This is a genomic window from Mycobacterium sp. IS-1556 (genome assembly GCF_001499985.1).
Classification (GTDB): Bacteria; Actinomycetota; Actinomycetes; order Mycobacteriales; family Mycobacteriaceae; genus Mycobacterium.
The window spans coordinates 57,365-73,024 of the sequence record NZ_LQIM01000006.1 but is presented as its reverse complement, the minus strand read 5'-3'; the positions used below and the strand labels follow the sequence as shown (position 1 = coordinate 73,024).

General features: G+C 65.9%; 13 protein-coding genes. 12 read left to right on the top strand and 1 reads right to left on the bottom strand.

Annotated features, from left to right (window positions below; genetic code table 11):
- Positions 1-23 precede the first annotated feature (23 nt).
- On the bottom strand, positions 24-722 hold the full coding sequence (locus AU187_RS06440) for an SDR family NAD(P)-dependent oxidoreductase (RefSeq protein WP_059101927.1): 699 nt from the start codon (positions 720-722) through the stop codon (positions 24-26).
- Positions 723-1,054: 332 nt separating this feature from the next.
- On the opposite strand from AU187_RS06440, the gene AU187_RS06435 reads away from it, so the two are divergent.
- From AU187_RS06435 to AU187_RS06380, 12 genes are read left to right on the top strand one after another with little or no spacing between them, the layout of a single operon-like run.
- Entirely contained in the window at positions 1,055-2,542 is a 1,488-nt protein-coding gene (locus tag AU187_RS06435; RefSeq protein ID WP_059102097.1) for an aldehyde dehydrogenase family protein, read from the top strand.
- Complete coding sequence (locus AU187_RS06430) at positions 2,542-3,750, top strand: CaiB/BaiF CoA transferase family protein (protein ID WP_059101926.1); 1,209 nt, start codon at positions 2,542-2,544, stop codon at positions 3,748-3,750. The genes AU187_RS06435 and AU187_RS06430 overlap by 1 nt, the downstream gene beginning before the upstream one ends.
- Before the next feature lie 19 nt (positions 3,751-3,769).
- A complete protein-coding gene (locus AU187_RS06425) occupies positions 3,770-4,945 on the top strand; it encodes an OB-fold domain-containing protein (protein ID WP_059101925.1) in 1,176 nt (391 codons plus the stop codon).
- Positions 4,942-6,111 carry a thiolase C-terminal domain-containing protein gene (locus AU187_RS06420; protein WP_059101924.1) on the top strand — a complete coding sequence of 390 codons (1,170 nt, stop codon included), beginning with the start codon at positions 4,942-4,944 and terminating at the stop codon, positions 6,109-6,111. Before AU187_RS06425 ends, AU187_RS06420 begins: the two co-directional genes overlap by 4 nt.
- The gene (locus AU187_RS06415; protein ID WP_059101923.1) at positions 6,098-6,910 is read left to right on the top strand and encodes an MlaE family ABC transporter permease; all 813 of its coding nucleotides are present in this window, start codon (positions 6,098-6,100) and stop codon (positions 6,908-6,910) included. The genes AU187_RS06420 and AU187_RS06415 overlap by 14 nt, the downstream gene beginning before the upstream one ends.
- A 9-nt stretch (positions 6,911-6,919) precedes the next feature.
- Positions 6,920-7,777, top strand: coding sequence for an MlaE family ABC transporter permease (locus AU187_RS06410; RefSeq protein ID WP_059101922.1), 858 nt, complete (start codon positions 6,920-6,922; stop codon positions 7,775-7,777).
- Positions 7,778-7,787: 10 nt separating this feature from the next.
- On the top strand, positions 7,788-8,984 hold the full coding sequence (locus AU187_RS06405) for an MCE family protein (RefSeq protein WP_059101921.1): 1,197 nt from the start codon (positions 7,788-7,790) through the stop codon (positions 8,982-8,984).
- A complete protein-coding gene (locus tag AU187_RS06400; RefSeq protein ID WP_059101920.1) occupies positions 8,981-10,006 on the top strand; it encodes an MCE family protein in 1,026 nt (341 codons plus the stop codon). Before AU187_RS06405 ends, AU187_RS06400 begins: the two co-directional genes overlap by 4 nt.
- Entirely contained in the window at positions 10,006-11,109 is a 1,104-nt protein-coding gene (locus AU187_RS06395) for an MCE family protein (RefSeq protein WP_059101919.1), read from the top strand. Before AU187_RS06400 ends, AU187_RS06395 begins: the two co-directional genes overlap by 1 nt.
- Complete coding sequence (locus tag AU187_RS06390; protein WP_059101918.1) at positions 11,093-12,592, top strand: MCE family protein; 1,500 nt, start codon at positions 11,093-11,095, stop codon at positions 12,590-12,592. The genes AU187_RS06395 and AU187_RS06390 overlap by 17 nt, the downstream gene beginning before the upstream one ends.
- Complete coding sequence (locus AU187_RS06385) at positions 12,589-13,932, top strand: MCE family protein (RefSeq protein ID WP_059101917.1); 1,344 nt, start codon at positions 12,589-12,591, stop codon at positions 13,930-13,932. The genes AU187_RS06390 and AU187_RS06385 overlap by 4 nt, the downstream gene beginning before the upstream one ends.
- Entirely contained in the window at positions 13,932-15,635 is a 1,704-nt protein-coding gene (locus AU187_RS06380) for an MCE family protein (protein ID WP_059101916.1), read from the top strand. The genes AU187_RS06385 and AU187_RS06380 overlap by 1 nt, the downstream gene beginning before the upstream one ends.
- Positions 15,636-15,660 lie beyond the last annotated feature (25 nt).

The window sequence follows — 15,660 nt, the reverse complement described above, 5'->3', positions numbered from 1 at the left end:
TCCTTTCCTGTTGTCTTCGCTCGCTATGTGTTTCGGCCGCCGTTGACGCCCAAGATCTGCCCGGTGATGTAGCCGGCCTCCTCGGAGACCAGGAATGCGCATGCGGCCGCGATGTCCTCCGGCCTGCCGATCCGGCGCACCGGGGTGGTGTCGATGTTCTGTTGCACCACCAGGTAGCCGCGCTCCTCGGACTTGCGCAGCATCGGGGTGTCGATGAATCCCGGAGGCACCGCGTTGACCGTGATGCCGCTGGGCCCGTATTCCAGCGCAAGCGACTTCGTCAGCCCGTTGACCGCCGACTTGGCCGCCACATATGACGACATGTAGGGCTGCCCGGAATGGGTGCTCGACGAGGAGATGTTGACGATCCGGCCCCACCCGGCCTCGACCATGTCGGGCAGCACCGCCTGGATGCAGTGGAACACCCCGTTGAGGTTGACGTCGATCACGCGTTGCCAGTCGGCGAATGTGAGATCGGTGAAGCGTTTGAACTTCTCCATGCCGGCGGCGTTCACCAGAACCGTCACCGGTCCGAGTTGGGCCCGCACCGCGTCGAGCGCCTCGTCCACCTGAGCCCGGTCGGTCACGTCCGCGGTGAAGGCGAACTCTTCGTCCGAGGGGTTGATATCGATGACGGCAACGTGCATGCCGTCAGCGCGCAGGCGGTGCGCCACGGCCTGTCCTATGCCCGAACCACCTCCGGTCACGACGGCGTTCTTCATGACTCCGCCTGGGCTTCGGTCATCGTGCTCTCCCCCTGCCCTTCGGGCGGGCGGTACCCCCATGCGTGCGCGACGCCATCAAGAATCGTCCTTTCGATTATGAGAACCGTACTCTCGCGCTTCGCAACTCCGCAAGACACGACGCCGCTGCGATTCGCACTGGTGAGACGGTTGGGGGCCGATTGTCGCACCGTTATCCGCAGGCAGTGGCGATTCCCGCCATTTCCTTGAGTTCTCTCCAGGCGAATGTATGATTCGCCGGTGATGAGAATGAAGTTTCCATCACACCACAAGCACATTAACCACGCCGGCAAAGGCTGCTGAGGAGGATGATGCAGGAAGCGACGACCATCTCGGGTGACGAAGCGGCTCCGGAATCCGCAGTCGAGCGGCGGCTGCTCATCGGCGGAAAGCTACTCGAGACCTCCCGGACGTTTCCTTCCATCAACCCCGCCACCGGCGAGGTGCTCGGTCATGCGCCGGACGCCACGGTCGCCGACGCCGAAGCCGCCGTGAGTGCGGCACGCCGCGCGTTCGACGAGACCGACTGGTCGACGAACACCGAACTGCGCATCCGTTGCCTCGAACAGTTCCACCGGGCACTGGTCGAGCACCGTGACGAACTCGCCGCGCTGACGATCGCCGAAGTCGGTGCCACCGAGGCGCTCTGTCAGGGCGCACAGCTGGACCAACCCATCGAGATCGTGCGCTACTACGCCGAGCTGTTGAAGAGCTATCCGCTGACCGAGGATCTCGGCAATATCGAGAGCCGCGGCATGCAGCACCACCGTTGGGTGGAGAAGGAAGCCGCAGGTGTGGTGGCGGCGATCATCGCCTACAACTATCCGAACCAGCTAGCACTGGCGAAGCTGGCGCCGGCCCTGGCGGCCGGGTGCACGGTGATCCTCAAGTCCGCGCCCGACACCCCGCTGATCACCCTGGCGCTCGGTGAGCTGATCGCCGAGCACACCGACATCCCAGCCGGCGTCGTGAACGTGCTCAGCGGGGCCGACCCCGACGTCGGCGCAGCGTTGACCACCAGCGCGGACGTGGACATGGTGACGTTCACCGGATCCACGCCGACCGGCCGCCGGATCATGGCGGCCGCGAGCGAGACGCTGAAGAAGGTCTTCCTGGAACTGGGCGGCAAGTCCGCCGCGATCGTCCTCGACGACGCCGACTTCAACATGGCCGCGCTGTTCAGTGCGTTCAGCATGGTGACCCATGCCGGGCAGGGCTGCGCGTTGACGTCGCGGCTGCTGGTGCCGCGTTCGCACCACGACGAGATCGTAGAGATGATCAAGAACAACTTCGGCCTCGTGCGTTACGGCAACCCGGCCGAACAGGGCACCTACATGGGCCCGCTGATCAGTGAGAAGCAGCGCGACAAGGTCGACGGCATGGTCAAGCGTGCCGTGGCCGCGGGCGCCACGTTGGTCACCGGCGGCGAGAAGGTCGACCCGGGCTACTTCTATACGCCGACGCTGCTGACCGACGTCGATCCCGACAGCGAGATCGCGCAGGAGGAAGTGTTCGGTCCCGTACTGGTCGTCATCGCCTACGACGACGATGAACACGCGGTGCGGATCGCGAACAACTCGATCTACGGACTGTCGGGCGCGGTGTTCGGCAGCCAGGACCGGGCGCTGGCCGTCGCGCGTCGGATCCGCACGGGCACCTTCTCGATCAACGGCGGCAACTACTTCAGCCCCGACAGTCCGTTCGGCGGATACAAACAGTCCGGCATCGGCCGGGAGATGGGCACCGCGGGACTCGAGGAGTTCCTGGAAGCCAAGACCTTTGCAACGGTGGTGAATTGATGAGTAGGCCGCTCGAGGGGATTCGCGTCCTCGAAGTCGCGATGTACGGTTTCGTTCCGTCGGCAGGCGCGGTGCTGCGCGAGTGGGGCGCCGACGTCGTCAAGGTCGAACACGCGGTGACGGGTGACCCGCAGCGCGGGCTGCGGCAGACCGGCCTGCTGCGCGTCGAAGGCGACCCGAATCCCAACATCGAGCACGCCAACCGGGGCAAGCGCAGCATCGGCCTGGACATGTCGGTGCCCGAGGGGCGCGAGATCTTGCTGGTCCTGGCGAAAAATGCCGACGTCTTCTTGACCAGCTTCCTGCCCGGACATCGGCAGAAGTTCGGCATCGACGTCGACGACATCCGCGCCGTGAATCCCGACATCATCTACGCCCGCGGCAGCGCGCTGGGCCCGCGCGGCGAGGAGTCGGTCAAGGGCGGCTACGACATGACCGCGTTCTGGTGCCGGGCCGGCACCGCGGCCACGATCACGCCGCCCGGCACGCCGGGCATGGTCGGGCCTCCCGGACCGGCATACGGCGACACCATCTCGGGTACGAACCTGGCCGGCGGGATCGCCGCGGCACTGCTGAAACGCGAGCGCACCGGCGAGCCGTCGGTGGTCGACGTCTCGCTGCTCGGCAGCGGGTTGTGGTCGCTCGGGCACACCGTCGCGCTGACCAAGCATCTCGGCCAGCGCATGGAGGCCTTCCCGCCCGGTGTGCACGGCTCGCCGATCAACCCGCTCGTCGGGCTCTACCCGACCGCCGACGACCGCTACATCTCGTTCGTGATGATGCAGCCCACCAAGTTCTGGGCCGACGTCTGCACGCACATGGACCTCGACGAGCTCGCCGACGATCCCCGGTTCGCAACGGTCGAGTCGATCGCCGAGAACACCGAGACGGCCGCCGAAATCCTCAAGGAGGCGATGTCCAAGCGGCCGCTGGGCGAGTGGAGCGAGCGGTTCGCGACGCTGCTCGGGCCGTGGGCACCGGTGCAAGACACCCTGCAGGCCGCCGAGGACGCGCAGATCCGGGCGAACGAGTACCTGGTGCAGGCGGGCGAACTCGAACTGGTCGCAAACCCCGTGCAGTTCGATGTCGCCGCTCCGCAATCCGGACCCGCGCCCGGCTTCGCGGAGCAAACCGACGAAATTTTGCTGGAACTCGGGTTGGATTGGGACCGCATCATCGAGCTCAAGACGGCCGGCGCGGTCACCTAGGTTCGAGGAAGAGTCACCAATGCCCTTTGTCGCGTCGATCGGCACGTACCTGCCGTGTTGGGGTACGCCCCAACGCCGCGTGCCCGGCGACGACGAGGACGCGATCACCTTGGCCGTCGAGGCGGGCCGGGCGGCGTTGATCGCCAGCGGAGCCGTGGAGCGGCTGGTGTTGGTCAGCCGCGATCTACCGTTGCTGGACAGCAGTAACGCCGCGGTGCTGCTTGCCGGGCTCGGGCTCGACCCGGAACTGGAGGTCGACGAGCGGCTCGGCGGTGCGCCGGCGACACTGGACGCGGTCAGCTCGGCGCGGCCGCGGACGTTGATCATCGGCACCGACCTCGACCCGGCGGGAGCGGCAGCGATCCTGACCGCGGAGCGCGGCCTGCAGGTACGCACGGCGGCCCGTGTGGCGCGCAGCCTTCCGGTTCGCACACGCAAGGCGACCGGCGATGTGCACGACTACGGCGACCCCCGACTCCTGCACGAACGAGGCCTCATCGCCTCGTTGGAAGCGGCTTGGCTCGACACCCCGGCCGCGGTCGCGGGCGTCGACCATGCCTGGGCGGCCGAGCTGACGCTCGGTGACCCGCCCGAGTTGCCGACCACCGGCGCGAGTGCCAGCTTGTTCGCGTTGGCCGGGATGTCCGAGCGGAATTCGACCGGCCCCCTCGTCGCCGTCGAGCAGGCCAGCCTCTCGGGCATCACGGTCACCGGCGGTGTCGCCGAGCTGCACCGGCGCGAGCCGACCGCGCGTCCCCAACCAGAGGGAACGGTCGTCGGGGATGCCGAGATCCCGATCTCGCTGGCCGCCTACGAGCGGGCCTTCGAAGCCAAGGTGCGCTGGGAAGCCGGACGTCACCCCGATTCCGAGGAGCTGGACTTCCCGCCCCGCTACCGGTTGGCCGACAACGGCACGCTGTCGACGGGCTACGAGCTGATTCCGTTGCCGCGCACCGGGACCGTGTACACGGAGGCGACGGTGCACATTCCGGTGCCGGGTCTGCGGTCGCCCTACTCGCTGGTGATCGTCGAGCTCGACGGCGTCGGCGTGCGGGCGCTGGTGAAGGTCACCGGCGCCGAGCCGGGGTCGGTTGACATCGGCACCCGCGGCCGACTGGCGCTGCGCCGCGTCGCCGTGCGGTCGGGGGTGCCCGACTACGGTTACATGTTCGAGCCGGAGACGGTGGCGGCGTGAGACGGGTAGCAGTTGTCGGCGCCGGAATGACCGCATTCGGTGAGCATTTCGCGCTCGGGCTCAAGGATCTTCTGCCGATGGCCTTCGCCGAGTGCGCGGCCAGCGTCGACAAGGGCCTGGACAAATCGGATCTGCAGGCCGCCTGGTTCGGCGCGATGGGCACCGCCGACGGCTTCCCGGCAGGCATCCTTGCCGACACGCTCGGGCTGCCCGACCTGCCGGTGACTCGCGTCGAAAACTCCTGCGCCACAGGCAACGACACGATCCGCAACGCCTTGTTCGGCGTCGCTTCGGGTGCGTTCGACGTCGCACTGGTGATGGGTGCCGACAAGCTGCGCGACACCACGTCACGAGACATGTTGTGGCAGTGGGAGGCGATGGCCCGCGACATGGCCTGGGACTATCCGCTCGGCGTGGTCTCGCCCGCCGGCTTCGCGTTGCACGTCCGTCGCTACCTGCACGAGTCGTCCGCGACCCCTGAGCACCTTGCAATGGTGGCCGTGAAGAACCATCGGCACGGCGCGAACAATCCCAAGGCGCGGCTGCGGTTCGAGATCACAATGGAACAAGCGATGGAAGCGCCGATCGTCGTCACTCCATTTCGGCTCTACGACTGCGCGCCCCAGAGCGACGGCGCGGCCGCCCTCGTGCTCGCCTCCGAAGACGTCGTCGACCGATTCACCAACCGGCCGGTCTGGATTCGCGGCGTCGGCCTGGGCCTCGACTCCGTGATGCACCAACACAAAGCGGACATGACGACGATGCCCGCGACGGTGCGGGCCGCCAAGCAGGCTTTTGAGATGGCCAGTCTTGTTCCTGGAGATGTCCATGTTGCTGAAGTTCACGATTTCTTCACGGGCATTGAGCTGATCAGCTATGAAGATCTGGGATTCGCCGAGAGGTTCGGGGGCCACAAACTCGTCGAAGCAGAAGTGACGACTATCGGCGGGGGGTTGCCCGTGAACCCGAGCGGAGGACTGAAGGCCAAGGGGCATCCGCCAGGCGCGACAGGTGCCGCGCAATGCGTCGAGCTGTTCGCACAACTTCGCGGTGAAGCCGTGAACCAGGTGGACGGCGCCCGGATCGGCCTTGCCCATAACATTGGCGGGCCAACCGCGGTCGCGGCGGTGACCATCCTGGAAGGAGACGGCAATGGCGCAGGGTAGTGGCCCGGAGCGCTGGTCTGCCGGCTTGCCGCCGTTGCGGAATCTGGCCGGGCCGATGCAGGCGGTCGGCGCGCTGTTCGCGATGTCGGCGGATGCCGTGCGGTTTGTGTTTCGGCGGCCGTTTCAGTGGCGGGAATTCCTGGAGCAGTGTTGGTTCATCGCGCGGGTGTCGTTGGCGCCGACGTTGTTGGTGGCGATTCCGTTCACGGTGCTGGTGAGCTTCACGCTCAACATCTTGTTGCGGGAGTTGGGTGCTGCTGATCTGTCGGGCGCGGGTGCGGCGTTCGGTGCGGTGACGCAGGTGGGTCCGATCGTGACGGTGTTGATCGTGGCCGGTGCGGGGGCGACGGCGATGTGTGCCGATCTGGGTTCGCGCACGATCCGCGAGGAGATCGACGCGATGGAGGTGCTGGGTATCAACCCGGTGCAGCGGTTGGTGACGCCAAGAATGCTTGCTTCAGGGTTGGTCGCCTTACTGCTCAACAGTTTGGTGGTGATCATCGGAATCCTCGGTGGTTACACGTTTTCGGTGTTCATTCAGGATGTGAATCCGGGGGCGTTCGCGGCGGGGATCACGTTGTTGACCGGGGTGCCCGAAGTGATCATCTCGTGTGTCAAGGCGGCGTTGTTCGGGTTGATCGCCGGTCTGGTGGCGTGTTTTAGGGGGTTGACCATCACCGGTGGCGGCGCCAAGGCGGTGGGGAATGCGGTCAACGAGACGGTGGTGTATGCGTTCATGGCGTTGTTCGTGATCAACGTGGTGGTCACGGCGATCGGTATCCGGATGACGACGGGCTAGGGCGGGTCGATGGGCACAGTGGCGGTTATCCGCAGTACCTATCCGCGCCTGACGCGCGGGGCCAAGCGGCCGGTGGAGTTTTTGGGTCGCATCGGCGATCACATGTTGTTCTACCTGCGGGCGTTGGCCGGGGTGCCGCATGCGGCGGTGCATTTCCGCAAGGAGATCGTGCGGTTGATCGCCGAGATCTCCATGGGTGCGGGCACATTGGCGATGATCGGTGGCACGGTCGCGATCGTTGGGTTTTTGACGTTGGCCGCCGGTGGCACGCTGGCGGTGCAGGGCTATTCGTCGTTGGGCGATATCGGGATCGAGGCGCTGACCGGGTTCTTGGCGGCGTTCATCAACGTGCGGATCGCCGCGCCGGTGGTGGCCGGGATCGGGTTGGCGGCCACATTCGGCGCCGGGGTGACCGCGCAGTTGGGCGCGATGCGCATCAACGAGGAGATCGACGCGCTGGAATCGATGGCGATCCGACCGGTGGAATACCTTGTCAGCACTCGGATTGTGGCCGGGATGGTCGCGATCACGCCGCTGTATTCGATCGCGGTGATCTTGTCTTTCGTCGCGTCGCAGTTCACCACGGTGGTGTTGTTCGGCCAGTCCGGTGGCCTCTATGACCACTACTTCGACACCTTCTTGAACCCGATCGACCTGTTGTGGTCGTTTCTGCAGGCAGTGCTGATGGCGATCACGATCTTGTTGATCCACACCTACTTTGGCTATTTTGCATCCGGCGGCCCCTCTGGTGTCGGGGTCGCGGTCGGCAACGCGGTACGCACCTCACTGGTCGTCGTCGTCTCGGTCACTCTGCTGGTCTCCTTGTCCATCTACGGTTCCAACGGCAACTTCAACCTCTCGGGATAAGGTCGCGCCGATGAAGAGCAGTGTCGTTCGCCCCCTGACGGGCCTGGGCTTGATCGTGGCCATCGGCCTCATCATCGCCCTGGCCGTCAGCCTGTTCCGGGGGGATTGGGCCGATACCGTTCCGGTGACGGTGATCTCGGATCGCGCCGGGCTGGTGATGAACCCCGATGCCAAGGTCAAGATGCGCGGCGTCCAGGTGGGTCAGGTCGACAAGATCGAACGGCGTCCCGACGGCACGGCTGCGCTTCATCTGGCGATGGATCGCTCTGCGCTGCATCTCATTCCGAACAACGTGAACGTCGACATCACATCGACGACCGTCTTCGGCGCGAAGTTCGTCCAGATGAACGCGCCGCAAGATCCGTCCTCCGAAACGCTGCGCCCGGGGCAGGTCATCCAGAGCAAGCACGTCACGGTCGAGATCAACACCGTGTTCCAGCAACTGGTTCAGGTGCTCGACAAGATCGACCCCGCCAAGCTCAACCAGACGCTCGGTGCAATCGCGACAGCGTTCAACGGCCGCGGCGAGAAGTTCGGCCAGACGCTGGTCGACTTCAACGCGTTGTTGGCGAAGATCGAACCGAGCCTGCCCAATCTCGCCCACGACATCGAGGCTGCGGTGCCGACGTTCACCGCCTACGGCGACGCGGCGCCGGATCTGATGTCGACGATCCAGAGCACGACACAGATCAGCAACTCGATCGTCGACCAGCAGCAGAACCTCGACGAATTCCTCATCAGCGCAATCGGTCTGGCCGACCTCGGCAACGAAGTCATCGGAGGTAACCGCCAAGGGATCACCGACGTCGCACATGTGCTGGTGCCGACCGCTGAACTGCTCAACACCTACCGGGCCTCGCTGCGGTGCGGTATCGGAGGCCTGGTCCCGTTCGCGAAGTCCCCGCCGCAGTACTCCGGGATCATCGTCAACGCGGGCCTGACACTCGGCGTGGAACGGTATCGCTATCCGCGTGATCTGCCCAAGGTTGCCGCCAAGAGCGGCGGCCGCGACTACTGCGACGAACTGCATCTGCCCGAACTGGAACCGGAGTTCGTGCCCCCGATGCTCATCGGTGATGTCGGCTCCAACCCCCAGCAGTACGGAAACGCGGGCATCCTGCTCAACTCGGAGGGCCTGAAGAACTGGCTGTTCGGGCCACTCGACGGTCCGCCCCGCAACACCGCACAGATTGGGATGCCGGGATGACGCGATCAACGGGCACGCTGATCAAATTCAGCATCTTCGGGTTGGTGATGACGGTGCTGACCGCCTTCCTGTTCGTGGTGTTCAGCGAGTCGAGAACCGGCTCCACTGAGGGCTATTCGGCCGTCTTCAACGACGCGTCGCGCCTCAAGGCAGGCGATAGTGTGCGGATCGCCGGTATCCGCGTCGGCACCGTGCAAGACGTTTCACTGCGGCCCGACCGGAAGGTACTGGTCAAGTTCGACGCCGACCGCAACACCAAGCTGACGACCGGCACCAAGGCCGCGATCCGCTATCTCAACCTGGTCGGCGACCGCTACCTCGAACTCATCGACACCCCGGACTCCGCGCGGATTCTGCCCGCCGGCGCTCAGATTCCGGAAAGCCGCACCGCCCCCGCGCTCGACCTCGACCTGTTGCTCGGCGGCCTGAAACCCGTTATCCAGGGCCTCAATCCGGAGGACGTCAACGGTCTCACCTCCTCGCTGATCCAGATCCTGCAGGGTCAAGGCGGCACCCTCGAATCGCTGCTCTCGAAGTCGTCGTCGTTCACCAACGCGCTCGCCGACAACAACCAGGTCATCGAGCAGCTGATCGACGAGTTGAAAACCGTGCTGGACACGCTGTCCAAGGACGGCGACGAGTTCTCCGGAGCCATCGACAAACTCGAGCAGCTGATCAAGGGGCTGGCCGCGGACCGGGATCCGATCGGCACCGCGATCGAGTCGCTGGACAACGGCACGACCTCGCTGGCCGACCTGCTCGGCCGCGCCCGGTCGCCACTGAACAACACCGTCGATCAGCTGGCTCGGCTCGCCCCGAACGTCAACAACGACCTCGAGCGGCTCGACGCCACCATCCAGCGCCTACCCGAGATCTACCGAAAGCTGGCGCGCGTCGGCGCCTACGGTGCGTTCTTCCCGTACTACATCTGCGGTGTCACGTTCCGAGCGAGTGATCTCGAGGGCCGCACTGTGGTGTTCCCGTGGATCCGGCAAGAAACGGGAAGGTGTGTGGACGAGTAATGCTCAAGTACCGCGGAGCGCAGCTGATGAGGGCGGGCTTCATCGGCGTCGTCCTGATCATCTTGGTGATCACGGTCGGCCTGCAGCCCGAACGGCTGATTTCCTGGGCGACCTCGCTGCGGTACGAGGCGTTGTTCACCGAGGCCGGCGGCCTCGTCGGCGGTAACGACGTCACCGTGTCCGGTATCAAGGTCGGCTCGGTCTCGTCGGTCGAACTCGTGAACGGGGTTGCGCTGGTCGGCTTCACGATCAACAGCAAGTACGCGCTCGGTTCGGACACCACCGCGCACATCCGCACCGGGACCCTGCTCGGCGAGCGCGTGCTGGCCCTGGAGTCCGACGGTAGCGGCACCTTGGATCGCAACAAGCCGATCCCGACGTCGAGGACCTCCTCGCCGTATTCGCTGACCGACGCGGTCAGCGAGCTGACGGCGAACACCGCCGCGACCGACACCGACACGCTCAACCAATCTCTGGACACGCTGGCGGCCACCCTCGATCAGGTTGCGCCGCAACTGGGTCCGACATTTGACGGCCTGTCGCGGTTGTCCCAGTCGCTCAACAACCGCAACGAGAGCCTGGCCGAGCTGCTGCGGACCGCCGGCGACGTCACCGGCATCTTCGCCGAGCGCAGCAAGCAGGTCAACGAGCTGATCCTCAACTCCAACGACCTGCTCGCGGTGCTCAACGAACGCCGCTACGCGATCACCAGCCTGCTCAACGCCACTGCGGCGGTCTCTCAGGAGCTGACCGGCCTGGTCGCCGACAACGAAAAGGAACTGGCCCCGACATTGGAGCAGCTGAACACGGTCACCGCGATGCTCGAGAAGAACCGGGACAATCTCGCCAAGATGTTGCCCGGCGCCGCCAAATACTATTTGACGCAAGGCGAGATCGTGGCCAACGGTGCCTATTACAACGCGTTGGTGCCCAACCTGGCGTTCGGGCAGATCCTGCAGCCGTTCCTCGATTACGCGTTCGGCTTCCGGCGTGGCATGAACGCCGGCCAGCCGCCGGACCAGGCCGGCCCGCGGGCCGAGCTGCCCTTGCCCCGCAACGGTATTCCGCAGCCAGGAGACCTTCCCGATGATGGCAACCCGTAAGCGGCTGAAGGTCAGCACCGCGATCCTGCTGGCCATCGGTCTGATCGCCGGCGCGGGCTTCCTGGTGCGCCAGATGTTCTTCGGGCCGACCACCATCACCGCCTATTTCCCCACTGCGACGGCGATTTATCCCGGTGACGAGGTGCGAGTTTCGGGCGTTCAGGTCGGCACGATCGAATCGATCACACCCCAGGGCACCGAGACCAAGATGACCCTCAAAGTCGATCGGGGCGTGCCGATTCCGGCCGATGCCAAGGCGGTGATCGTCGCGCAGAACCTCGTCGCGGCCCGCTACGTGCAACTCACCCCGGCCTACCGCAAGGGGGACGGGCCGACCATGCCCGACGGCGCGGTCATCCCCAGCGACCGGACCGCCGTTCCGGTGGAGTGGGACGAGGTCAAGACCCAGTTGATGCGCCTGTCAACCGAATTAGGCCCGAAGACCGGTGTTTCGGACACGTCGGTGTCCCGGTTCATCGACAGCGCGGCCAACGCGATGGGTGGCAACGGCGAAAAGCTGCGCCAGACGCTGTCCCAACTGTCCGGGGCGGCAAGGATCTTCGCCGAAGGCAGCGGCAACATCGTCGACATCATCAAGAATCTGCAGATCTTCGTCTCCGCGCTGCGTGACAGCAAGGAGCAGATCGTGATGTTCCAGAACCGGTTGGCGACCTTGACGAGCGTGCTCGACGACAGCAGGTCGGATCTCGATGCGGCACTTACGAATCTGTCGGTCGCCATCGGCGAGGTACAGCGCTTCGTCGCGGGAAGCCGGGCGCAGACCACCGAACAGGTCCAGCGGCTGGCCAACCTCACCCAGATCCTGGTCGACAACCATCTGGCGCTGGAGAACGTGCTGCACATCACGCCCAACGCGATCGCGAACTTCAACAACATCTACTACCCCAACGGTGGTTCGGTGACCGGGGCGTTCTCGATCGTCAACTTCTCGAGCCCGGTGGACATGTTCTGCAGCATGATCGGGGCGGTCGCCAACACCACCGCACCGACAACCGCAAAGCTGTGCGCGCAGTACCTGGGCCCGGTGCTGCGACTGCTCAACATGAACAACATTCCGCTGCCGATCAACGCCTATCTGCGCCCGGCCGTCAGCCCCGACCGGCTCATCTACACGGATCCCAAGCTCGCGCCGGGGGGCGCAGGCCCGGGCGACCCGCCCGAACCACCGCCGACGGTGTCCGCCTACACCGGTGCGGGGGACGTGCCGCCGCCGCCCGGCTGGGGTCCGAAGCCGCCGGGACCGCCCGGCCTCTACAAGCCCGACGACGACGCGCCGGCGATCCCGTCGCCGCCGTTGTTCCCCGGCGCCCCGATTCCCCCTCCACCCAACGTGTTGAGCAATGTGCCCGCGCAACCGCAGACCGTCGAGGGCATGCTGCTCCCGCCCCCGGCGCCGGGCGCTCCGCCGCCGGTAGCGCCGAACACACCCCTGTTGCCTGCGGAAGGGGCGCCGCCAGCATGACCCGCCGATACGTGAAGCGATTGGTGATCGCCGGGTCCTGCCTGGCGCTGATGGTGACCGGCTGCTCGTTTCAGGGGGTGAACTCGCTGCCACTGCCTGGAGCCGTGGGACGAGGACCGGACGCCGCGACCTACCACGTCGAGGTCGCCAATGTGGCGACGCTGGAAGCGAACTCGCCGGTGATGATCGACGACGTGGTGGTCGGCAGCGTCCGCAAGATGACGGTCGACGACTGGCACGCCGACGTCGAGATCTCGGTCAAGCCCGACGTCGCAGTGCCCGCCAACGCGGTGGCCACGGTCGGACAGACCAGCCTGCTCGGCTCGATGCACCTCGCGCTCAACCCCCCGTTGGGCGAAGAGCCGCAAGGTCGGCTCCAACCCGGCGCCACTATCCCGCTGAGCGACTCGTCGACCTATCCATCCACCGAGCGGACGCTGTCCTCGCTGGCGACCGTGGTCAACGGTGGCGGGCTCGGGCAGATCGGCGACGTCATTCACAACTTCAACACCGCGCTGTCCGGTCGGGAACCGCAGATCCGCGAACTGCTCACCCGGCTCGACAACTTCGTGGGTGTCCTTGACGCGCAGCGCGACAACATCATCGCGTCGATCCAACAACTCAATCGGGTGGCGGGTACCTTCGCCGGGCAACGCGACACGATCGACCGCGCGCTCAAGGAGATCCCGCCGGCGCTGGACGTGCTGATCCGGGAACGGCCAAAGCTGACCACTGCGCTGCAGAAGCTGGGACAGTTCGGCGATACCGCAGCCGGACTGGTCAACGATGCGGGCGATGCCCTGGTGAAGGATCTCGAAAACCTCGGGCCCGCCCTCGGCGCACTCGCCGACATCGGACCGGATCTCAACCTCGCGCTGCTGTGGGCCACCGCATTCCCGTACGGCCCGACGTTCGCCGACCGGATCACGCGAGGGGATTACATCAACCTGTTCGCCACATTCGACCTCACGTATCCACGGCTGAAGAGGACGCTCCTGCTCGGCACAAGGTGGGGTGACGAGAACGCCAGATTCATTCCGGCGCCCGGTGATCCGTACTACGCCAACTACTCGTACAGCCCGATGACACTGGGAGTCGCGCCGCCCCCGACTCCGCCGCCGCCCGACGGCGCGCCACCGGCCGACCCTGCGGCCGCGCCGCCGATGCCGCCGGTCACCGAACCGCTGCTCCCGGTGTCCCCGCCGCCGCCGGCAGCACCCTGGCTGCCGCAAGCGACGATCAGCACGTCGGCGGAGATCTTCGCGGGACCGTACGGAGCCGCAGAGCCGGCACCGCCCGCTCCGGTGGAAGCCCAACCGACTCCGGGAGGCGGTGGCTGATGCTGACCCGCTTTGTACGAAATCAGTTGATCATCTTCACCATTGCCTCGATCGTCGGTGTGACGGTGATGTTGTTCGTCTACATGCAGGTGCCGACGCTGCTCGGCATCGGCCGGTTGACGGTGACCATGGAGTTGCCCGCCGCAGGCGGTCTCTACCGCTTCGGCAACGTCACCTACCGCGGGGTGCAGATCGGCAAGGTCACAGAAGTGAGACTGACCGAGAACGGGGCCGAGGCCACGTTGTCGCTCGACACGTCGCCCAAGGTTCCCGCGGACCTGCAGGCGGAGGTACGCAGCGTCTCCGCGGTCGGCGAGCAGTACGTAGATCTGCGTCCGCGAACCGACTCCGGACCGTACCTGCAGGACGGGGCGCGAATCCCGGTCGAGGACACCACCATTCCGCAGGAGATCGGCCCGGTACTGGAGGGCATCAACAAGCTGGTCGGCAGTATCCCGGGGGACAGGATCTCCGATCTGCTCGACGAGTCGTTCAAGGCGTTCAACGGGGCCGGCCCGGATTTCCAGTCGCTGCTGGACTCTGCGGCCAAGGTGAGCGCCGATGCCAGCACCGTCTCCGATCAGACTCGCGCGCTGATCGATGACAGTGGGCCGCTGCTTGATTCGCAGGCCGAAACGGCCGATTCGATCCGCACCTGGGCGAGAAGTCTTGCCGGCGTGACTGGTCAACTACAGCAAAATGATCCGCAGATCAGGACACTCTTGCAACAGGGACCCGGCTTCGCACAGGAGGTTTCGGCGCTTCTCAACGAGGTGAAGCCGACGCTTCCGATCCTGCTGGCAAACCTCACCACCGTGGGTCAGATCCTGGTCACCTATAACCCGTCGTTGGAGCAGCTGCTGGTGATCTTCCCGGGCATCATCGCCGCACAGCAGTCGTTCGGCCTGCCGGGCAACAACCCGACCGGCCTGCCCACAGGCGATTTCGCGCTCACCATCAACGACCCGCCGCCGTGCACGGTCGGCTTCCTGCCGCCGTCGCAGTGGCGAAACCCCGAGGACATGACCTCCATCGACACCCCGGACGGTCTGTACTGCAAGCTGCCGCAGGATTCGCCGATCGCGGTGCGCGGTGCGCGCAATTATCCGTGCATGGAACACCCCGGCAAGCGGGCGCCGACCGTCCAAATCTGCAACGATCCCGAGGGATATCAGCCACTGGCCATGCGCCAACACTCGTTGGGGCCGTACCCGATCGACCCGAACCTGATTTCGCAGGGTGTCCCGCCGGATGACCGGGTGGACTTCTCCGAGCGGCTCTACGCACCCGTGGAGGGGACTCCACTGCCGCCGGGTGCAGCACCGTCGGGAACGCCGCCCGGAATGCCGCCGCCACCGCCGCCGGTTGCCGGTGCGCACGGTCCCGCTCCCGGTCCAGGTGTCTCCGCGCCAGGTGTGCCGGCGCCGGTGCCGTTTCACGCACCGGTAGCCCCGCCGCCACCGCCCGGTAACTCCATCAACGGGACGCCGATCCCGCCGCCGCCGCCCGCGCCCGCAGCGGACGGGGCGGTGCCCGTGGCGCCGAGTGCCTACGGCGCCAACGAGTCCGGTGGCCCGTCGGTAGCGGTCGCGCATTACAACCCGCAGACGGGGGAGTACATGACTCCCGACGGGTTGCTGCAGCAGCAGACGAATCTCGCCGGCAACGAAGCCAAGTCGTGGAAGGACCTGTTGCCGACCTGATCTGATCGGAGCGATACGGTTACGA